The following is an 18,385-nucleotide window of genomic DNA, read 5'->3' on the forward strand; positions in this document are numbered from 1 at the left end:
TTGTGGGGTTACGCGCCGAGTTCATGCCGGCACGTCGGCGCGTAACCCCACAAATGCACGATCAGATCTTTGGAGGCGAGGCCTGAGGAGACCCCGCCGGCGAACGCCTACCGTCGGGCGCGTGGATGACTCTCTCGTCGGCCGGGCCTTCGCCCCGGTCGGGCCCTGGTTGGTGGAGGCCGAGCGGGTCGCCGCCTTCGCCTCGGCGACGTCGTACGCCGGCCCCGGTGTCCCACCGACGTTCCCGATCGTGCTGCTCAACGATGCGATGCTGGCCTTCCTGGCCGACGTCGGGGCGCGCCTCGAGCGGATCGTGCACGGGGAGCAGCGCTTCGCCTGGAGCCGCCCCGTCGTGGTGGGCGACTCGCTGACCGCCACCATGTCGGTGTCGTCGCTGCGCTCGCTGGGCGGCGCTGACCTGATCGGGACCCTCACCGTGCTGACCGACGCCGCGGGGGAGGTCATCGGTGAGGCCCGCGCGACGCTGGTCCACTCAGCCGGGGGGACTGCCGCATGAGCGCCGAGGCGACGGCGTACGCACCGCGGACGTTCGCCCTGACCCGAGCCGACCTCCTCGCCTACGCCGAGGCGAGCGGCGACCACAACCCGATCCACCAGTCCGACGAGGCGGCGGCCGCCGTCGGGCTGCCCGGTGTCATCGCCCATGGCATGCTCACGATGGGGCTCGTGGCCTCCGCAGTGTCGGACTGGACCGGCGGTGCTGACGTACTGGAGCTCGCGACGAAGTTCACCTCACCCGTCGTCGTACCGGCACAGGGAGCGGCCGAGGTGACCGTCGCGGTGAAGTCGGCCAAGCCCGGTGACGGCACCCTCGCGCTCGCGCTCGAGGTGACCTGCGGTGACCAGAGGGTGCTGGGCAACCCTCGGGCAGTCGTCCGTCTCTGAGTCCGCCTGAGAGGATGGGCGGGTGACCCACCTGCTCGCCGACCACACCACGTTGCACCTGGGCGGGCCGGCGGCTGACTGGGTCGAGGCGACCACGATCGAGGAGCTCACCGAGGCGGCGGCTGATCGCAGTGCGCTGATCCTCGGGGGTGGCTCCAACCTGGTCATCGCCGACGAGGGTGTACCCGGAACGGTCGTGCACGTCGCGACGCGCGGCATCACGCCCGACGTCACGACGGACGACCCCACGTGCGGAGGCGTCATGCTCACGGTGGCGGCCGGCGAGACCCTGGACGACCTGGTCGCGCGCGCCGTCGCGGAGGGCTGGACCGGTCTCGAGGCACTCTCGGGCATCCCCGGCTCGGTCGGCGCGACGCCGATCCAGAATGTCGGTGCCTATGGCGCCGAGGTGGCCCAGACGGTCGCGCAGGTGCGGGTCTGGGACCGCGTGCTCAAGGGCTTCCGCACGTTCGCGGCGGCTGACTGCCAGTTCACCTATCGCAACAGTCGGTTCAAGGCGGACCCTGGCCGACATGTCGTCGTCGAGGTCGTCTTCCAGCTGAGACAGGGCACGCTGTCGGCGCCGATCGCGTACGCCGAGCTGGCCTCGAAGCTCGGCGTCACCGTCGGCGAGCGCGTCCCGCTGGCCGACGTCCGCGCGGCCGTGCTCGAGCTGCGCGGCTCCAAGGGGATGGTGCTCGACCCCGCCGACCATGACACCTGGAGCGCGGGCTCCTTCTTCACCAACCCGATCATCGAGCCCGAGGCGCTCCCGGCCGGGGCGCCGACGTACGACCAGGGCGACGGGACGGTGAAGACGAGCGCGGCGTGGTTGATCCAGGCGGCCGGTTTCTCGAAGGGCTACGGCAACGCGAGGGTGTCGGTGTCGACGAAGCACACGCTGGCCCTGACGAACCGCGGCGGTGCGACCACGGCAGAGCTTCTCTCACTCGCTCGCGAGATCCGGGACGGGGTCGAGCGGGAGTTCGGCATCGAGCTCGTGCCTGAGCCGGTCCTGCTCGGCACAGAGCTGTAGGCCCTCAGGCCCCGACGCCTCCTCGGCTGAGCAGCACGAGCACCTCGTGGTGGTCCGTGTGGGGGAACATGTCGAGCAATTGCGCTGACACGGGCCTCAGCGAGGGCATGAGCGCGAGGTCCTGAGCCAGCGTCCTGGCGTTGCAGGAGGAGTAGACGACGTGCTCCACGTCGGATTCCTCGAGCCAGGTGGCCAACCCGGCTCCGATGCCTCGGCGGGGCGGGTTCACGATCACGAGCTCCGGCGTCTCGTCAGGAGTCGAGGACAGGGCGAAGTCCGACGCGTCGCCGGCCAGCCAGGTCGCCTCGATGCCGAGGGCCTCGGAGGAGAGCCGGGCCGACTCGATGGCCTGCTCGCTCATCTCGACTCCGAGGACGGAGCGGCCCGCGGCGGCGACGTGGAGCCCGAAGCCGCCGACGCCGCAGTAGAGGTCCCACACGCTGCTCGGTGCGACGGCATCGACATGCGCGGCTGCAGCGCGGTAGAGCGCTCCCGCGACCTCGGTGTTGGTCTGGAAGAAGGACTGCGGCCGCAGGTGGAGCGGTCGCCCGTTGACCTCCATGGTCAGCGTGTCGCGCTCGGTGAGGACGATCTCGTCGGGCCCTTCCAGCACGGCCTTGTGCTCGGGCTGCAGGTTGGCGCTGACCACCGCAACCGGCAGCGCGTCGAGCAGGACGGGCAGGTGCTTGCGCAGCCGCGCGATCGCCTCGGTCGAGCGCAGCACGAAGCGGATCATCAGCTCACCCGCGGGCGAGACCGTCGCGAGCACGTGCTTCAGCTCGCCACGTCGCTCCGGCACCGAGTACGGCGTCAGCCCGGCGCGACGCGCGAGGTCGGCGACCTGCGGCAGAGCCGCACGGAGGCGCGGGTCGTGGAGACCGCAGCCCTGCAGGTCGATGCCACGTCCCGACGGGTCGAGGATGCCGAGCGTCGGCTTGGAGACAGTGCCGGCGACGACCATCTTCGCCTTGTTGCGGAAGCCCTCCTCGGCCGAGCCGATCGGGTTCACCCACGGAAGGTCCGACGGGAGAAGCGAGGCCACCCGCGCCTGTTTGGTGGTGAGCTGGTCGGCGTACGGCATGCCGAGCCACTGGCAGGAGCGGCACAGGCCGGCGTCGAAATAGTCGCAGCGCACAGGTGATTCGGGTTCAGGACGGGGCGGTTCGACGGTCAGGCGCTGGTGCCGTAGTCGTACGTCGTGTCGTTGAAGCTGTCGGAGTTGACGACGCCGACGATGACGAGCGCGATGAGGGCCACGAAGGCGAGGACCGCGAGTGCCAGCAGGATGGTGCCGATCAGGCCCATGACGAAGCCGGCCTGGGCGTTGCTGCGTCCGCCCAACCGACCGCCGGAGGCGTCGATCCGGTGCTTGGAGCGCAGGCCCATGACCATCGCGACGGGCGAGGCGAAGAAGCCGAGGCCGCAGGCCAGGAAGCCGATGGCGAGCCCGACGATGCCGACGACCATCGCGGTCTGCGCGCCGGGGTCGTTGGGCTGGGCGTAGTGATAGCCGGCGGGCGCGGCCGGATAGCTCGGACCCTGCGGGTACCCCGGGGGTGGGCCGTACTGCCCCGGCTGTTGGCCGTAGGTGTACTGACCGGGCTGGCCGTACGGCGGCGGCGAGTCCTTCCCGAGCTGCGGCCGATAGCCGTCGCCGGGCTCGCTCGACTCGCCGGGACCGTCGTTGCCGCCGGTGCCGCCTGTGCCGCCGGGGCCGTAAGGGTCGCTCATGCGCCCATCATTCCTCAGATCCGTCGCCGGCGAGCCATTCGTCGACCTCGGCCAGGAGCGCGGCCCTCAGCGAGTCGGGCGCGGCCGAGGCGCGGATCGAGCCACGCGCCAGCTCCGCGAGCTGCTGGTCCGTGAGGTCGTGGGCGGCGCGGACGGCGGCGTACTGGCCGAGCAGGCGCGAGCCGAAGAGCAGCGGGTCATCGGCGCCGAGCGCGATCGTCGCGCCGGCTGCCATCAGGGTCGGGACGGGCACCTCGGCGAGCGAGGAGTAGACACCGAGGGAGACGTTGGACGTCGGACAGACCTCGAGCGCGATGCCGGCGTCGACCAACGCCTCCAGCAGTGCCGGGTCCTCGGCCGACCGGACGCCGTGACCGAGCCGGGTCGGGTGCAGCGAGGACATCACCGTGCGGATGTGGGCCGGGCCGAGCAGCTCACCGCCGTGAGGGACGAGCATCAGCCCGGCCCGCTCGGCGATCGCGAAGGCGTGGGCGAACTCCTCGGTCGAGCCCCGCCGCTCGTCGTTGGAGAGTCCGAACCCGCTGACCCCGCGGTCGACGTACTTCGCGGCGAGGCGGGCGAGGATGCGCGCGTCCAGCGGGTGCCGGGTGCGGTTGGAGGCGATGATCGTCGAGATCGCGAGACCGGTCTCGCGTGAGGCCACGGCGACGGCGTCGAGGACCAGGTCGGTGAAGGCCGTGATCCCGTCGAACTTCGAGGCGTAGCCCGATGGGTCGACCTGGATCTCCAGCCACCGGCCCCCGTCGGCCACATCGTCCTCGGCGGCCTCACGGACGAGGCGGTAGATGTCGGCCTCCGTGCGCAGGACCGAGCGGGCGACGTCGTACAAGCGCTGGAAGCGGAACCAGCCCTTCTCATCCGCGGCCGAGAGCTCGGGCGGCCATTGGGCGACCAGCTGCTCGGGCAGCCGGATGCCGTCGCGCTCGGCGAGCTCGAGCAACGTCGAGTGCCGCATGCTGCCGGTGAAGTGCAGATGCAGATGGGCCTTGGGCAGCGCCCGCAGATCACGCACTCAGGCGAAGAGCTTCTGAAGGCGCGAGATGCCCTCGACCAGGTCGTCGTCGCCGAGCGCGTAGGAGAGACGGAGGTAGCCCGGCGTACCGAAGGCCTCGCCCGGCACCACGGCGACCTCCGCCTGCTCGAGGATGTGCTCCGCGAGCTCGGCCGAGGAGCCGATCCCGGTGCGCTCGAGCAGCCCCTTCACGGACGGGTAGACGTAGAAGGCGCCCTCGGGGGTCGGGCACTCGACGCCGTCGATCTCGTTGAGCATCGAGACGATCAGCTTCCGACGGCGGTCGAAGGCGGTGCGCATCTCGTCGACCGCGGACAGGTCGCCCTCGAGGGCAGCGATCGCAGCGCGCTGCGAGACGTTGGCGACGTTGGAGGTCGCGTGCGACTGGAGGTTGGTCGCGGCCTTGACGAGGTCGGCGGGACCGATCATCCACCCGACGCGCCACCCGGTCATCGCATAGGTCTTGGCCACACCGTTGAGGATCACCGTGTAGTCGGCGACCTCCGGGCACAGCGTCGCGATCGAGCCGGTCTCGACCCCGTCGTAGAGCAGGTGCTCGTAGATCTCGTCGGTGACGACCCAGAGCTCGTGCTCGGCGACCCACGCGCCGATCGCGCGGATCTCGTCGGCGGTGTAGACCGCACCGGTCGGGTTCGAGGGGGAGACGAAGAGCAGGATCTTCGTGCGCTCGGTGCGGGCGGCCTCGAGCTGCTCGACGGTGACCTTGTAGCCCTGCGTCTCGTCGGCGAAGACCTCGACGGCCACACCGCCCGCCAGCTGGATGCACTCGGGGTACGTCGTCCAGTACGGCGCCGGCAACAGCACCTCGTCACCCGGGTCGATCATCGCGGCGAAGGACTCGTAGACGGCCTGCTTGCCACCGTTGGTGACCAGCACCTGGCTGGCGTCGATCTCGTAGCCGCTGTCCCGCTTGGTCTTGGCGACGATCGCGGCCTTGAGCTCGGGCAGCCCGCCGGCCGGGGTGTAGCGGTGATTCTTCGGGTCGCGGGCAGCCGTGGCGGCCGCCTCCACGATGTAGTCAGGGGTGGGGAAGTCCGGCTCGCCGGCGCCGAAACCGATGACCGGCCGGCCCTCCGCCTTGAGCGCCTTCGCCTTGGCATCCACCTTCAACGTGGCGGATTCGGCGATGGCACCGATCCTGCGGGAGATACGACGGTCGCGGGGAGAGCTCATGGGCGCCACTCTATCGGCGCCGTTAGTGTGGCCGCATGAGCCTTTACGCCGTCATCAACCCCGCCACCGGCGAGGTGGTCCAGGAGTTCCCGACCGCCACCGCGGCCGACGTCGAGGCCGCGCTCGCGTCGACCACCGAGGCCTGGCGGACGTGGTCGAAGACGTCGACCGTCGCCGAGCGCGCCGCGCTTCTCAAGCGGGTCGCCGAGCTGCACTACGAGCGCAAGGAGGCCCTCGGCGAGATCATCGTGCGCGAGATGGGCAAGCCGCTCGAGGACGCCGTCGGCGAGGCGGAGTTCGCGGGCGCGATCTTCGAGTACTACGCCGACAACGCCGAGCGCTTCCTGGCCGACCAGCCGATCGATCTCCTCGACGGTGAGGGCTCCGCGGTGATCAAGCGGTCGCCGTACGGCGTCCTGCTGGGCATCATGCCGTGGAACTTCCCGTACTACCAGGTCGCCCGCTTCGCCGGCCCCAACCTCGCGACCGGCAACCCGATCATCCTCAAGCACGCGCCGCAGTGCCCGGAGTCGGCTGCGGCGATCCAGCAGATCTTCGACGACGCAGGGTTCCCCAAGGGGGCCTACGTCAACATCTACGCCACCAACGAGCAGGTCGCCCAGATGATCGAGGACCCGCGCGTTGCGGGCGTCTCGCTCACCGGCTCCGAGCGTGCCGGTGCAGCCGTGGCCGAGATCGCCGGCCGCAACCTCAAGAAGGTCGTCCTCGAGCTCGGCGGCTCGGATCCCTTCATCGTGCTCGGGAGTGACGACCTGGATGCGACCGTGGAGGCGGCTGTCACGGCCCGTCTCGACAACACCGGTCAGGCCTGCAACGCCGCGAAGCGCTTCGTCGTCGCTGAGGGCATCTACGACGAGTTCGTCGAGAAGTTCACGGCCAAGATCCTCGAGAGCGCCGACGGCATCACGCCGCTGTCCTCCGAGGCGGCCGCGGCCAACCTGCAGCGTCAGATCGACGAGGCCGTCGCCGGCGGCGCGCATCTGGAGAGTGCCGGCGAGCGCCGCGGAGCGTACGTCCCGACAGGTGTCCTCACCGACGTCACGCCGGACAACGAGGTCTACTACCAGGAGCTCTTCGGCCCGATCGCCATGGTCTTCAAGGCGTCCGACGAGGACGAGGCGGTGCGGATCGCCAACGACACCCCGTTCGGCCTGGGCTCCTACGTCTTCACGCCCGACGCCGAGCAGGCCGCCCGCGTCGCCGAGAAGATCGAGGCCGGCATGGTCTTCGTCAACGGCGTCCTCGCCGACGGCGTCGAGCTCCCCTTCGGCGGCATCAAGCGCAGCGGCTTCGGTCGTGAGCTCGGCTCGCTGGGTATCGACGAGTTCGTGAACAAGAAGCTCATCCGCACCATCGCCTGATCTCTCCTAGAGGGCGGCAGCCTCGGCGGCGAGGTGGCTGACCCGCGCCCAGTCGCCCTTGGCGAGGGCGTCCGCGGGCGTGATCCAGGTGCCACCGACACAGCCGACGTTCGGCAGGTCGAGGTACGCCGACGCGTTGGCCGGACGGATCCCGCCGGTCGGACAGAAGCGGGCCGTGGGCACGACGGTGGGCAGTGACGCCAGGAAGGTCGCTCCTCCGATCGCGGCGGCGGGGAAGAACTTCATCTGCGTCAGGCCCGCCTCGAGGATCGTCAGGACCTCCGAGACGGTCGCCGTGCCGGGGAGGAACGGCAGCCCCGTCTCGAACATCCCGTCGAGCAGCCGCGGCGTGGCGCCCGGCGAGACCAGGAACGAGGCCCCGGCGGCTGCAGCCTGCTTGGCCAGCTCCGGCGTGGTGACCGTGCCGGCGCCGAGGGTGATCTCGGGGACCTCGTCGGCGATGGCACGCATCGCCTCGAGGGCCACGGGGGTGCGCAGCGTCAGCTCGATGACGGGCAGGCCGCCCTCGACGAGGGCGCGGGCCACGGGCACGGCGTGCGTCAGGTCCTCGATCACGACGACCGGGATGACGGGAGCGATGGAGAGCAGGTCGGTGGGACCCGGCGGGTCGGTGGGGCGCGGCAGGGTGGTGCTGGCCTCAGGCAACGGAGGACTCCTTCGTGTGGGCGCCGACGGCGCTGGGGATGCTGGGGGTACGCGGTCGCGCCAGCGGCTGGCTGGCGCTGGGGGTGGCGAAGACCGACGCGCCGAGGTCGGCCCGGCCGACGGCATGGCGGAACGCCGCGAAGAGTTCGCGACCGGTGCCGACCCACTCCTCGTCGGACAGTGCCCGACCGGTGGCAGGACGGAAGGCGAGCTCCTCGGCAGGGACATCGATCGTCAGCACGCCGCGATCGGCGTCGACGGTGACGAGGTCGCCGTCGCGGACCTTGGCGAGGACACCGCCGAGCGCGGCCTCGGGCGTCACGTGGATGGCGGCGGGCACCTTGCCGGAGGCGCCGGACATGCGGCCGTCGGTGACGAGTGCGACCCGCTGGCCGCGGTCCTGAAGCACGCCGAGGGCCGGCGTCAGCTTGTGCAGCTCGGGCATGCCGTTGGCGGCCGGGCCCTGGTAGCGCAGGACGGCGACGAAGTCGCGACCGTCGAGCGCCCCTGACGCGAAGGCGGCGAGGAAGTCGGCCTGGTCGTCGAAGACGGCGGCCGGTGCCGACACGAAGCGGTGCTCCGGCTTCACGGCCGACACCTTGATCACCGACGTGCCGAGCGGGCCGTGGAGGACGCGGAGCCCACCGTCGGCGGAGAACGGGTTGTCGACCGCGCGCAGCACGCTCTCGTCGTACGACGACGCCGGCCCGTCCACCCACACGACCCCGGGTTCGAGCGGGGTGGCGCCGAGGCCGAATCCATCGAGTTGTGGCTCCGACGTGTAGCGCGACAGCCCGCGGCCCATGATCGTCTGCACGTCCTCGTGCATCAGTCCGGCCGAGAGGAGGGTGCGGATCAGGAAGCCGATCCCACCGGCGGCGTGGAAGTGGTTCACGTCGGCCTCGCCGTTGGGATAGACCCGAGCGAGCAGTGGCACGACCGACGACAGGTCGGAGAGGTCGTCCCACGTGAGGACGATGCCGGCCGCGCGGGCCATCGCGACCAGGTGCATCGTGTGGTTGGTCGAGCCGCCCGAGGCCAGCAGCGCCACGCAGGCGTTGACGATCGCGCGCTCGTCGACCATCTCACCGATACCCGGCCCGCCGTCCAGCGCCAGAGCGGTGACCTGGGCCGCGGTGGCGCGGGTGAGTGCCTCGCGCAGCTCCGTGCCCGGGTTGACGAAGGAGGAGCCGGGCAGGTGGAGGCCGAGCACCTCCATCAGCAGCTGGTTGGAGTTCGCGGTGCCGTAGAAGGTGCACGTGCCCGCCGAGTGGTACGAGGAAGACTCCGCGGCGAGCAGCTCCTCGCGGCCGACCTTGCCCTCGGCGTGGAGCTGGCGGATGCGCGACTTCTCCGCATTGGGCAGGCCCGAGGTCATCGGCCCGGCCGGCACGAACGCGGTGGGCAGGTGCCCGAAGGAGAGGGCGCCGATCACGAGCCCGGGGACGATCTTGTCGCAGACGCCGAGCATGAGGGCGGCGTCGAACATGTCGTGCGAGAGCCCGATCGCGGCGGACATCGCGATGACGTCGCGGCTGAAGAGGGAGAGCTGCATGCCGTCGCGGCCCTGGGTGATGCCGTCGCACATGGCTGGGACGCCGCCGGCGACCTGGGCGAGGCCTCCGGCGCGGATGACGGCCTGCTTGAGGACCGGCGGGTAGGCGACGTACGGCGCGTGGGCGCTGAGCATGTCGTTGTAGCTCGTCACGATCGCGACGTTCGGTTTGCCGACGGGCGTGACGACCTGGAGTTCGCGCTTCTCCTCGACGGGAGCGGCGGCGAACCCGTGGGCGAGGTTGCCACAGCCGAGTCGGCCGCGGGCCGGACCGGCGAGGCGGGCCTCGCTCAGTCGCTGCAGGTAGGCCGTGCGGGTCGGGCGGCTGCGCTCGACGATCCGCTCGGTCACGGCGGTGAGAGTGGGATGGGTCACAGGCACTACGGTGACAGGAACTTTGGAACGATACAAGCACCACTTATGTCTTTTGTGGATCAAAGTGGAGAACGGACTGTGACCGCCCGGCCCTAGGATCGCCGCCATGCCCGATTCATGGCTGAGCCTGCGGAACGCCACGGCCGGCGATCTTCTCGACCTCGTGCGAAGCGGTCGCGCCTCGAGCCGCAGTGACCTGCAGCGCTTCACCGGCCTCTCGCGCACCGCCGTCAACGCGCGCGTGAGTGCCCTCGCCGACGCCGGTCTCCTCGAGTACGGCGACGAGCTGGCCTCCACCGGGGGGCGGCCGGCCGGCTCGCTGGTCCTGCGTGCCGACGCGGGCGTGGTGCTGGCCGCGGCGATCGGCCGCAGCCGCAGCCAGCTGGCCGTCTTCGACCTGCTCGGGCGCGAGCTCGCCGGGGACACACGCGACCACGTCGCCGGTGTCTCGGCCGAGGAGCTGATGCCGGAGATCGCGAAGCGGTTCGCCGCGCTGCTGGCCGAGGACGACCACACCGTCCTCGGGGTCGGGATGAGCCTTCCGGGCGTGGTCGACGAGGAGCTCGGCGTCAGCGTGGACTCACCGATGATGGGCGGCTGGGACGGCATCGAGCTGTCGACGTACCTCGCTGGTGTGACGACCGCCCCCGTCTTCCTGGCCAACGACGCCGACGTGATGGCGCGCGCGGAGCTCTTCAGCGGCACGGACCTGCGCGACTTCCTGGTGGTCAAGGCCTCCACCGGCCTCGGCATGGGCGTCGTCGCGGGCGGCCGGGTGCTGTCGGGCAGCCTCGGTGCGGCCGGCGAGATCGGGCACACCCGGATCGGTGCCGGCGACCTGCCGTGCCGGTGCGGGTCGGCCGGCTGTCTCGAGTCCGTGGCCGGCGGTTGGGCACTGGTCAATGCGTTCAACGACTCCGGCCGCGAGGCGGGGCACGTCCGCGACCTGGTCGGCTTCGCGCTCGCCGGTGACGCCGTCGCCCGCAACCTCCTACGCGAGTCCGGTCGCCACCTCGGCGAGGTCCTCGCGGTCGCGGTCAACCTGCTCAACCCCGAGGCCGTCGTCATCGGCGGTGACATGGGCGTCGCCTTCGAGACGTACGCCGCCGGCGTCCGCGAGACGCTCTATGCCCGTGCGACCGCGCTGGCGACACGGGACCTCCGCATCCTCTCGGCCGCGCAGGGTGACTCCTCCGGCCTGGTGGGCTGTGCGGCCCTCGCGCTCGACCACGTCCTCGCCCCGGGCGCCGTCGACACCCGTCTCGCCCAACCCGCCTGACCTGCGCGGAGGTCAGTGCGCGAGCGCCTCGTGGACTGCTTCGACCGACGGTGCCGGCGGCAGTGGTTCCGGATCGGTCCGCGAGCGGAGCGCCTCGAGCTGCAGCGCGGCATAGCGCCGCCAGGCGTCGGAGCAGTGGTCGGCCGTGCGTCGCACGATCTCGGAGGTGCCGAGCAGGATCAGGGCCACGTCGGAACGGGTGATGTCGGGCCGCAGCCCGCCGCTGGCCCGCGCCCTCTCCAGCAGGTCCTCGATCCTGTCCTGGACGCTCACCTTCATGCGCTCGATCTCGTCGGAGCCGGGGAAGCGCTTCACGACCAGCTCGCGGAGCGCGGCGTCGGAGGCCTGCAGCTCGGTGAGGCCGAGCATCAGCGTGCGCACCCCCTCCCAGGGATCCGGTTCGGCACACGCCCGGTCGATGACCTCCAGGTAGGCGGCCCCGATCTTGCGCAGCGTGGCGACGACGAGGTCGCGCCGCGTGGGGAAACGGCGGTAGAGCGTCGCGATCCCGACGCCGGCCTCCCGGGCGACGTCCTCCAGCGGTACGTCGAGTCCGTGCGCGGCGAAGAGGCGGGCCGCGGCATCGACGATCCGCTCCCGGTTCCGGGCGGCATCGACGCGGAGTGCCCCGAAGCACTCGGAGGAGGTCGCGGCGGGGCACATGCAGCCATCCTATCAAGTGGAGACGTCCCTCCGGTTGGTGCTAGCCTGCCAATCGGAGGCTTTCCTCCACTTCCTCATGGGGTGGCGCAGATGTCAATGACGGCGGTGACCCGTGCGCCTTGGGCGCGCCCGATGGTCGAGTTCGCCGGGCTGATCGCGATGGGGGCGGCGTACACGCTCATCCGGGCCCAGCAGGGGACCGACCCCGGCCAGGCGTTCGCGCACTCGGCGGCGATCTTCAGTCATGAGCACTGGCTCTTCGAACATCTGGAGCTGCCGTTCAACCACTGGATGGCGGCCACGACGCTGGTCGCAGTGCCCGCCTGCTACTTCTACGCCGTCTTCCACTACGTGATGACGCCCTTCGTCTTCGTGATGTCGTGGCGAGCCGGCGGCTGGGTCTATCGCCGTGGCTACTGGACCCTCGTGATCGCCTCGGGCGTCGCGCTCGTGCTCTACGCGACGTACGCCGCGGCGCCGCCGCGCCTGATGCCGGAGCTCGGCTCGATCGACGTCCTGCGCCGCTTCGCCGACTACGGCTGGTGGGGCGAGGCCGCCTCAGCGCCGCGCGCGATCGGTGACGCCACGAACCAGTACGCCGCCATGCCCTCCCTCCACTTCGGCTGGTCACTGTGGTGCGCCATCCAGATGTGGAGCTTCGGTGGCCGGACGTGGCGCACCGTGGCCGTCCTCTACCCGACCGTCCAGGTGCTCGTCGTGATCGGCACCGCCAACCACTACCTGGGCGACGTCCTCGTCGGTGGCCTCTGCGTCCTCGCGGCGGAGGGGATCGTCCTCGCCGTACGCCGGGTGGCCCGCGTCCGGGGTGCCCGATTGGTGCTCAACACCGGGTCCCCGTAAGATCCTCATCTGGTGGATTTCCGGATCCACCGAAGGGCACTAGCTCAATTGGCAGAGCATCGGCCTCCAAAGCCGAGGGTTGGGGGTTCAAGTCCCTCGTGCCCTGCACCGACGTTGGACGAGGAGAGGCATGTCCGAGAGCACGACCACCCCGGCACCGCGGAAGCGGACCCCGGGGGAGAAGCGCACCAGCCCCTTCACGTTCTACCGGCAGGTGGTCGCAGAGCTGCGGAAGGTCGTCTGGCCGACGCAGCAGCAGCTGACCACCTATTTCATCGTCGTCCTCGTGTTCGTCCTGATCCTGATGGCCATCGTGTCGCTCCTCGACCTGGGGCTCGGCAAGTTGTTCTTCCAGATCTTCGGCGGACGAGACTGACGATCACCCGAGAGTTGATGGAGCAAAGCGTGTCTGAGCAGGAGATCGAGGCCACCGAGGTCACCACCGACGAGGTGGAGGCGACCGAGGTGTCCGAGGAGACCCCCGAGGTCGAGGCTGCCGTCGAGGAGCCGACCGAGGAGCCCGCCGAGGACGACGCGCTCGAGGCGTTCCGTCGCGAGCTGTGGGCCAAGCCCGGTGACTGGTACGTCGTGCACACGTACTCCGGCATGGAGAACCGGGTGAAGTCCAACCTGGAGAACCGCATCATCTCCCTCAACATGGAGGACTACATCCACGAGATCGTGGTCCCCACCGAAGAGGTCTTCGAGATCAAGAACGGCCAGCGCAAGAAGGTCAAGCGCACCGTCCTGCCCGGCTACGTCCTCGTCCGCATGGACCTGACCGACGAGTCGTGGGCCGCGGTCCGCCACACGCCGAGCGTGACCGGCTTCGTCGGTCACCAGCACCAGCCGGTCCCGCTCTCGATGACCGAGGTCGAGAACATGCTCGCCCCGGCCGTCGTCGCCGCTGCCGAGGCCGAGGCCGAGGCTGCTGCCGCGGGCACCGCCGACAAGGGTGGCGCCGGCACGATCCTCGCGTCGAAGAAGCCGGTCGAGGTCGCGGACTTCAACGTCGGCGACTCCGTCATGGTGGTCGACGGCCCGTTCGCGACGCTGCACGCGACCATCACCGAGATCAACGCCGAGTCGCAGCGCCTCAAGGCCCTCGTCGAGATCTTCGGTCGCGAGACGCCGGTCGAGCTCAGCTTCAACCAGGTCAGCAAGGTCTGATCCGATCCGGATTTTGGAAAGTCTCCGGCTGATGCCGGAGACTTTTCTCTTGGTGGACTCGCCGGTCGACGTACGTCGGCGAAGGAGTCAGTGGCAGAGGCACCCGCCTCGTCATGACCACGAGTAAGAAAGAAGAGAGCAATGCCTCCCAAGAAGAAGATCGCCGCGCTCGTCAAGGTGCAGCTCCAGGCTGGCGCCGCCACCCCGGCCCCGCCGGTCGGTACGGCCCTCGGCCCGCACGGCGTCAACATCATGGAGTTCTGCAAGGCGTACAACGCCCAGACGGAGTCCATGCGCGGCAACGTGATCCCCGTCGAGATCACCATCTATGAAGACCGCAGCTTCGACTTCATCACGAAGACCCCGCCGGCCGCGGAGCTGATCAAGAAGGCCGCCGGCCTGGCCAAGGGTTCGTCGGTCCCGCACAAGGACAAGGTCGGCAAGCTGACCAAGGACCAGATCCGCGAGATCGCCACCACCAAGCTTCCCGACCTCAACGCCAACGACGTCGAGGCCGCCATGAAGATCGTCGAGGGCACCGCCCGCTCGATGGGCGTCACCACCGACTGAACGTGGGAGAGCCGCGCTGGCTCGTTCACCACACCTCCATATCTACTTAAGGAATCACCATGCAGCGCAGCAAGACCTACCGCGCCGCGGCTGAGACGTTCGACAAGAACGAGATCCACAGCCCGCTGGCCGCGATCAAGATCGCCAAGGGTTCGAGCAAGAAGAAGTTCGACGAGACCGTGGACGTCGTCATGCGTCTCGGCGTCGACCCCCGCAAGGCCGACCAGATGGTCCGTGGCACCGTCTCCCTGCCGCACGGCACGGGTAAGACCGTCCGCGTCATCGTCTTCGCGAACGCCGACAAGGCCGAGGAGGCCCGCGCCGCCGGTGCCGACGAGGTCGGTGGCGACGAGCTCATCGAGCGCGTGGCCGGCGGCTGGACCGACTTCGACGCCGCAGTCGCGACGCCGGACCTCATGGGCAAGGTCGGCAAGGTCGCCCGCATCCTCGGCCCGCGTGGCCTGATGCCGAACCCGAAGACCGGCACCGTCACGGCTGACGTCGCCAAGGCCGTCACCGACATCAAGGGCGGCAAGATCGAGTTCCGTGTGGACCGTCACGCCAACCTGCACTTCATCATCGGCAAGGCCTCCTTCACCGAGGCCCAGCTCGCGGAGAACTACGCCGCGGCGCTCGAGGAGGTGCTTCGTCTGAAGCCGGCCAGCTCCAAGGGCCGTTACGTCAAGAAGGTCACCGTCTCCACGACGATGGGCCCGGGCGTCCAGGTCGACCCCAACCGCACGAAGAACGTTGCGGGCGAGGACGAGGCCTGAGCTTCGCTCTGATCCACTGCTTCACCCGAAGGGGCTCCGCCGATTTGGCGGGGCCCCTTCGTCGTCCGTATGGTTGCTCCTGAAACCAGAGACCGCCGGTTGTCTGAGGGCCCCGCCCGATGACCGAAGGCTCCGAAGAGATTCGGACGGCCCGCGCAGGATTCAGAGCAGCACCGGTTCGCCGATGTCCACGCCCTGAGCACTGCGCTCAGGGCGTTCGTGTTTCCCGGAGTGGACCGGGGGTCTCGCCCACGGAAGAAGGAGACCCATGGCGCGGGCAGATCGCAACGCGGCCGTCGCGGAGATCGTTGACGAGTTCAACGCCTCCGACGGTGCCGTGCTGACCGAGTACCGCGGTCTCACCGTCAAGGAGCTGCAGACGCTGCGTCGCTCCCTCGGTGCGAACGCCAACTACGCCGTGGTCAAGAACACGCTGACCCAGATCGCCGCCCAGCAGGCCGGCATCGAGGGTCTCGACGACTACCTCGCCGGCCCCACCGCCGTCGCCTTCATCAAGGGTGACGCTGTTGAGGTCGCCAAGGGTCTGCGTGACTTTGCCAAGGCCAACCCCGCTCTTGTGATCAAGGGCGGTTTCCTGGACGGCAAGGCGCTCGACGCTGCTGAGGTGGGCAAGCTTGCCGACCTCGAGTCGCGTGAGGTGCTCCTTGCCAAGCTTGCCGGCGCCATGCAGGCGTCGCTGGCCCAGGCGCTCTACGTCTTCAACGCCCTGCCCACGAAGGCGGCTGCTCTCGCCGCCGCCCTCGAGGCCAAGGCGACCGAAGACCCCACGATCCTCGCAGGTGGTGCCGGTAACCCGGTTGCTGCCGAGGAGGCAACTCCGGCCGCGGACGACACCGCTGCCGACACCACCGAAGAGGTCACTGCCGAGGCTGACGCCCCGGTGGAGACCGAGAACTGAAAGGAAGCCGACCATGGCTAAGCTCAGCACCGCAGAGCTGCTCGACGCGTTCAAGGAGCTCACCCTCATCGAGCTCTCCGAGTTCGTGAAGGAGTTCGAGGAGACGTTCGGCGTCACCGCCGCCGCTCCTGTCGCCGTTGCCGCGGCGCCCGCCGCTGGTGGCGCCGCTGGTGGCGCCGAGGCCGCCGCCGAGAAGGACGAGTTCGAGGTTGTCCTCGAGTCCGCCGGCGACAAGAAGATCAACGTCATCAAGGAGGTGCGCGCCCTGACCTCCCTCGGTCTGAAGGAGGCCAAGGACCTCGTCGAGGCCGCGCCGAAGACGATCCTCGAGAACGCCAACAAGGAGACCGCCGAGAAGGCCAAGGAGGCCCTCGAGGCCGCCGGCGCCAAGGTCACCCTCAAGTGATCTAGCTCCATCTCCAGAAAGCCCCTTCGCGCCCGGCGCGGAGGGGCTTTCTTTCTTGCTACTTTCGCGTAACCTGCGTCACACGCAAACGTTGGGAGTGGCATGGGTGTCGACATCAAGATCGAGCACCTCACGAAGAGCTTCGGCAAGCAGCTCATCTGGGGTGACGTCAGCCTGACCGTTCCGGCCGGGGAGATCTGCGTGATGCTCGGTCCCTCCGGTACGGGTAAGTCGGTTCTGCTGAAGACCCTCATCGGTCTGCTCAAGCCCGACTCGGGCGCCGTGATCATCGAGGGCACCGACCTCGTGACCTGCTCCGAGAAGGAGCTCTACGAGATCCGGAAGCTCTTCGGCGTCCTCTTCCAGGACGGCGCCATGTTCGGCTCGATGAACCTCTACGACAACGTGGCCTTCCCGCTGCGTGAGCACACCAAGAAGTCCGAGTCCGACATCCGCAAGATCGTCATGGAGAAGATGGACCTCGTCGGTCTCATCGGCGCCGAGGACAAGCTCCCCGGTGAGATCTCCGGCGGTATGCGCAAGCGCGCCGGTCTCGCACGTGCCCTCGTCCTCGACCCGGAGATCGTGCTCTTCGACGAGCCGGACTCCGGCCTCGACCCGGTCCGCACGGCGTTCCTCAATCAGCTGATCGTCGACCTCAACGCCCAGATCGACGCCACGTTCCTGATCGTCACCCACGACATCAACACCGCGCGGACCGTGCCGGACAACATCGGCCTGCTCTACCACAAGCACCTCGCGATGTTCGGGCACCGCGAGATGCTGCTCAGCTCCGAGGAGCCGGTCGTGCGCCAGTTCCTCAACGCCCAGCGCGTCGGCCCGATCGGCATGTCCGAGGAGAAGGACGCCGACCAGCTCGCGGCGGAGAAGGACATGGACCTGCCGCCGCTGCCGCCGATCGCCCTGCAGCTCGAGCCCTCCAACGGCATCCCACGCAAGAGCCAGCGGACGCCGGGCGAATGGTGTCGTGAGCATGGCATCGTTCCGCCGCCCGGCTCCTTCCAGCCCGACTCGGTGCTGGCCGGTGGCGCAGGGGCTCGCGCGGAGGCTTGACCCCAATGTCCTCCCTCAGTCCGGCTCGCGTGCTCAGGCCGGTCGGGACGGCGGGACGGTTCTTCGCCTTCGGCCTCGACGTCGCGCGGAACCTCTTCCGCCGCCCGTTCCAGTTGCGCGAGTTCATCCAGCAGGCCTGGTTCATCGCCTCCGTCACGATCGTCCCCACGGCGCTCGTCGCCATCCCCTTCGGTGCCGTCATCGCACTCCAGGTCGGGGGCCTGATCAAGCAGTTCGGCGCACAGTCGTTCGTCGGCTCGGCGAGCGTGCTGGCCGTCGTCCGTGAGGCCGGTCCGATCGCGACCGCGCTCCTCATCGCCGGCGCCGGCGGTTCGGCGATCGCGGCCGACCTCGGCGCTCGCAAGATCCGCGAGGAGCTCGACGCGATGATGGTGTTGGGCATCGACCCGATCCAGCGCCTCGTCGTGCCCCGCGTCCTCGCCTGCATGCTCGTCAGCGTCTTCCTCAACGGCATGGTCAGCGTCGTCGGCGTGGCCGGCGGTTACGTCTTCAACGTGATCCTGCAGGGCGGTACTCCAGGGTCCTACCTCGCCAGCTTCACCGCGCTCGCCCAGCTCCCCGACGTCTGGCAGGGCCTGCTGAAGGCCCTCATCTTCGGACTGATCGCGGCCATCGTCGCGGCCTACATGGGGATGAACGCCGCCGGTGGGCCGAAGGGCGTCGGCGATGCCGTCAACATGTCCGTCGTCGTGACCTTCATGCTGCTCTTCGTCGTGAACTTCGTGATCAGTGCGATCTACTTCCAGGTCGTCCCGGCGAAGACGGGTTGAT

At 69.4% G+C, this 18,385-nt stretch carries 21 protein-coding genes and 1 tRNA gene; 15 read left to right on the top strand and 7 right to left on the bottom strand.

Going from position 1 to position 18,385, the window contains the following annotated elements; genetic code table 11:
* Positions 1 to 121: 121 nt before the first annotated feature.
* From LH076_RS01225 to LH076_RS01235, 3 genes are read left to right on the top strand one after another with little or no spacing between them, the layout of a single operon-like run.
* A complete protein-coding gene (locus tag LH076_RS01225; protein WP_227782154.1) occupies positions 122 to 517 on the top strand; it encodes an FAS1-like dehydratase domain-containing protein in 396 nt (131 codons plus the stop codon).
* Positions 514 to 906 carry a MaoC/PaaZ C-terminal domain-containing protein gene (locus tag LH076_RS01230; protein ID WP_227782155.1) on the top strand — a complete coding sequence of 131 codons (393 nt, stop codon included), beginning with the start codon at positions 514 to 516 and terminating at the stop codon, positions 904 to 906. The genes LH076_RS01225 and LH076_RS01230 overlap by 4 nt, the downstream gene beginning before the upstream one ends.
* Positions 907 to 928: 22 nt before the next feature.
* Positions 929 to 1,942 (top strand): UDP-N-acetylmuramate dehydrogenase, encoded by a 1,014-nt coding sequence (locus LH076_RS01235; RefSeq protein ID WP_227782156.1) that lies wholly within the window; start codon positions 929 to 931, stop codon positions 1,940 to 1,942.
* 4 nt (positions 1,943 to 1,946) lie between these two features.
* Here LH076_RS01235 and rlmC read toward each other — a convergent pair whose 3' ends face one another.
* From rlmC to LH076_RS01255, 4 genes are read right to left on the bottom strand one after another with little or no spacing between them, the layout of a single operon-like run.
* Positions 1,947 to 3,077 (bottom strand): 23S rRNA (uracil(747)-C(5))-methyltransferase RlmC, encoded by a 1,131-nt coding sequence (rlmC, locus tag LH076_RS01240; protein ID WP_227782157.1) that lies wholly within the window; start codon positions 3,075 to 3,077, stop codon positions 1,947 to 1,949.
* Positions 3,078 to 3,112: 35 nt separating this feature from the next.
* Positions 3,113 to 3,673 carry a DUF4190 domain-containing protein gene (locus LH076_RS01245; protein WP_227782158.1) on the bottom strand — a complete coding sequence of 187 codons (561 nt, stop codon included), beginning with the start codon at positions 3,671 to 3,673 and terminating at the stop codon, positions 3,113 to 3,115.
* Positions 3,674 to 3,680: 7 nt separating this feature from the next.
* Positions 3,681 to 4,706, bottom strand: a complete 1,026-nt coding sequence (locus LH076_RS01250) for an adenosine deaminase (RefSeq protein WP_227782159.1) — start codon at positions 4,704 to 4,706, stop codon at positions 3,681 to 3,683.
* Complete coding sequence (locus tag LH076_RS01255) at positions 4,707 to 5,900, bottom strand: pyridoxal phosphate-dependent aminotransferase (RefSeq protein WP_227782160.1); 1,194 nt, start codon at positions 5,898 to 5,900, stop codon at positions 4,707 to 4,709.
* A gap of 35 nt (positions 5,901 to 5,935) precedes the next feature.
* Between LH076_RS01255 and LH076_RS01260 the strand changes: the two genes are divergently transcribed.
* On the top strand, positions 5,936 to 7,282 hold the full coding sequence (locus tag LH076_RS01260) for an NAD-dependent succinate-semialdehyde dehydrogenase (RefSeq protein WP_227782161.1): 1,347 nt from the start codon (positions 5,936 to 5,938) through the stop codon (positions 7,280 to 7,282).
* 6 nt (positions 7,283 to 7,288) lie between these two features.
* On the opposite strand, the gene eda is transcribed toward LH076_RS01260, so the two are convergent.
* Positions 7,289 to 7,948, bottom strand: coding sequence for a bifunctional 4-hydroxy-2-oxoglutarate aldolase/2-dehydro-3-deoxy-phosphogluconate aldolase (gene eda, locus LH076_RS01265; protein ID WP_227782162.1), 660 nt, complete (start codon positions 7,946 to 7,948; stop codon positions 7,289 to 7,291).
* Complete coding sequence (edd, locus tag LH076_RS01270; RefSeq protein WP_227782163.1) at positions 7,941 to 9,878, bottom strand: phosphogluconate dehydratase; 1,938 nt, start codon at positions 9,876 to 9,878, stop codon at positions 7,941 to 7,943. The genes eda and edd overlap by 8 nt, the downstream gene beginning before the upstream one ends.
* Positions 9,879 to 9,984: 106 nt before the next feature.
* On the opposite strand from edd, the gene LH076_RS01275 reads away from it, so the two are divergent.
* The gene (locus LH076_RS01275) at positions 9,985 to 11,157 is read left to right on the top strand and encodes an ROK family transcriptional regulator (RefSeq protein WP_227782164.1); all 1,173 of its coding nucleotides are present in this window, start codon (positions 9,985 to 9,987) and stop codon (positions 11,155 to 11,157) included.
* 12 nt (positions 11,158 to 11,169) lie between these two features.
* Here LH076_RS01275 and LH076_RS01280 read toward each other — a convergent pair whose 3' ends face one another.
* Positions 11,170 to 11,820, bottom strand: coding sequence for a TetR/AcrR family transcriptional regulator (locus LH076_RS01280; protein WP_227782165.1), 651 nt, complete (start codon positions 11,818 to 11,820; stop codon positions 11,170 to 11,172).
* 90 nt (positions 11,821 to 11,910) lie between these two features.
* On the opposite strand from LH076_RS01280, the gene LH076_RS01285 reads away from it, so the two are divergent.
* The 10 genes from LH076_RS01285 to LH076_RS01330 all read left to right on the top strand — a co-directional run bounded on the left by LH076_RS01285 (position 11,911) and on the right by LH076_RS01330 (position 18,384).
* Positions 11,911 to 12,681: a phosphatase PAP2 family protein gene (locus LH076_RS01285; RefSeq protein WP_227782166.1), complete on the top strand. Its 771-nt coding sequence runs from the start codon at positions 11,911 to 11,913 to the stop codon at positions 12,679 to 12,681.
* A 33-nt stretch (positions 12,682 to 12,714) separates the two neighbouring features.
* A tRNA-Trp gene (locus LH076_RS01290) sits at positions 12,715 to 12,787 on the top strand.
* Between the two features lie 24 nt (positions 12,788 to 12,811).
* Positions 12,812 to 13,057: a preprotein translocase subunit SecE gene (secE, locus tag LH076_RS01295; protein ID WP_227782167.1), complete on the top strand. Its 246-nt coding sequence runs from the start codon at positions 12,812 to 12,814 to the stop codon at positions 13,055 to 13,057.
* Between the two features lie 29 nt (positions 13,058 to 13,086).
* The gene (gene nusG / locus LH076_RS01300) at positions 13,087 to 13,851 is read left to right on the top strand and encodes a transcription termination/antitermination protein NusG (RefSeq protein WP_227782168.1); all 765 of its coding nucleotides are present in this window, start codon (positions 13,087 to 13,089) and stop codon (positions 13,849 to 13,851) included.
* Between the two features lie 141 nt (positions 13,852 to 13,992).
* Positions 13,993 to 14,421 (top strand): 50S ribosomal protein L11, encoded by a 429-nt coding sequence (gene rplK, locus LH076_RS01305; protein WP_227782169.1) that lies wholly within the window; start codon positions 13,993 to 13,995, stop codon positions 14,419 to 14,421.
* Between the two features lie 59 nt (positions 14,422 to 14,480).
* Entirely contained in the window at positions 14,481 to 15,194 is a 714-nt protein-coding gene (gene rplA / locus LH076_RS01310; protein ID WP_227782170.1) for a 50S ribosomal protein L1, read from the top strand.
* 268 nt (positions 15,195 to 15,462) lie between these two features.
* On the top strand, positions 15,463 to 16,113 hold the full coding sequence (gene rplJ / locus LH076_RS01315; RefSeq protein ID WP_227782171.1) for a 50S ribosomal protein L10: 651 nt from the start codon (positions 15,463 to 15,465) through the stop codon (positions 16,111 to 16,113).
* A 13-nt stretch (positions 16,114 to 16,126) separates the two neighbouring features.
* The gene (gene rplL, locus LH076_RS01320) at positions 16,127 to 16,519 is read left to right on the top strand and encodes a 50S ribosomal protein L7/L12 (protein ID WP_227782172.1); all 393 of its coding nucleotides are present in this window, start codon (positions 16,127 to 16,129) and stop codon (positions 16,517 to 16,519) included.
* Between the two features lie 102 nt (positions 16,520 to 16,621).
* On the top strand, positions 16,622 to 17,593 hold the full coding sequence (locus LH076_RS01325; protein WP_227782173.1) for an ABC transporter ATP-binding protein: 972 nt from the start codon (positions 16,622 to 16,624) through the stop codon (positions 17,591 to 17,593).
* A gap of 5 nt (positions 17,594 to 17,598) precedes the next feature.
* Positions 17,599 to 18,384, top strand: a complete 786-nt coding sequence (locus LH076_RS01330) for an MlaE family ABC transporter permease (protein WP_227782174.1) — start codon at positions 17,599 to 17,601, stop codon at positions 18,382 to 18,384.
* Position 18,385 lies beyond the last annotated feature (1 nt).

The sequence above is a fragment of the Nocardioides sp. Kera G14 genome (assembly GCF_020715565.1).
GTDB lineage: Bacteria > Actinomycetota > Actinomycetes > Propionibacteriales > Nocardioidaceae > Nocardioides.

Coding starts and splice junctions, on each gene's coding strand:
- LH076_RS01230 (WP_227782155.1), top strand. CDS start 514: ATGAGCGCCGAGGCGACGGCGTACGCACCGCGGACGTTCGCCCTGACC.
- LH076_RS01245 (WP_227782158.1), bottom strand. CDS start 3,673: ATGAGCGACCCTTACGGCCCCGGCGGCACAGGCGGCACCGGCGGCAAC.
- LH076_RS01255 (WP_227782160.1), bottom strand. CDS start 5,900: ATGAGCTCTCCCCGCGACCGTCGTATCTCCCGCAGGATCGGTGCCATC.
- LH076_RS01260 (WP_227782161.1), top strand. CDS start 5,936: ATGAGCCTTTACGCCGTCATCAACCCCGCCACCGGCGAGGTGGTCCAG.
- LH076_RS01275 (WP_227782164.1), top strand. CDS start 9,985: ATGCCCGATTCATGGCTGAGCCTGCGGAACGCCACGGCCGGCGATCTT.
- LH076_RS01280 (WP_227782165.1), bottom strand. CDS start 11,820: ATGTGCCCCGCCGCGACCTCCTCCGAGTGCTTCGGGGCACTCCGCGTC.
- LH076_RS01285 (WP_227782166.1), top strand. CDS start 11,911: ATGTCAATGACGGCGGTGACCCGTGCGCCTTGGGCGCGCCCGATGGTC.
- secE (WP_227782167.1), top strand. CDS start 12,812: ATGTCCGAGAGCACGACCACCCCGGCACCGCGGAAGCGGACCCCGGGG.
- rplK (WP_227782169.1), top strand. CDS start 13,993: ATGCCTCCCAAGAAGAAGATCGCCGCGCTCGTCAAGGTGCAGCTCCAG.
- rplA (WP_227782170.1), top strand. CDS start 14,481: ATGCAGCGCAGCAAGACCTACCGCGCCGCGGCTGAGACGTTCGACAAG.
- rplJ (WP_227782171.1), top strand. CDS start 15,463: ATGGCGCGGGCAGATCGCAACGCGGCCGTCGCGGAGATCGTTGACGAG.
- rplL (WP_227782172.1), top strand. CDS start 16,127: ATGGCTAAGCTCAGCACCGCAGAGCTGCTCGACGCGTTCAAGGAGCTC.
- LH076_RS01325 (WP_227782173.1), top strand. CDS start 16,622: ATGGGTGTCGACATCAAGATCGAGCACCTCACGAAGAGCTTCGGCAAG.
- LH076_RS01330 (WP_227782174.1), top strand. CDS start 17,599: ATGTCCTCCCTCAGTCCGGCTCGCGTGCTCAGGCCGGTCGGGACGGCG.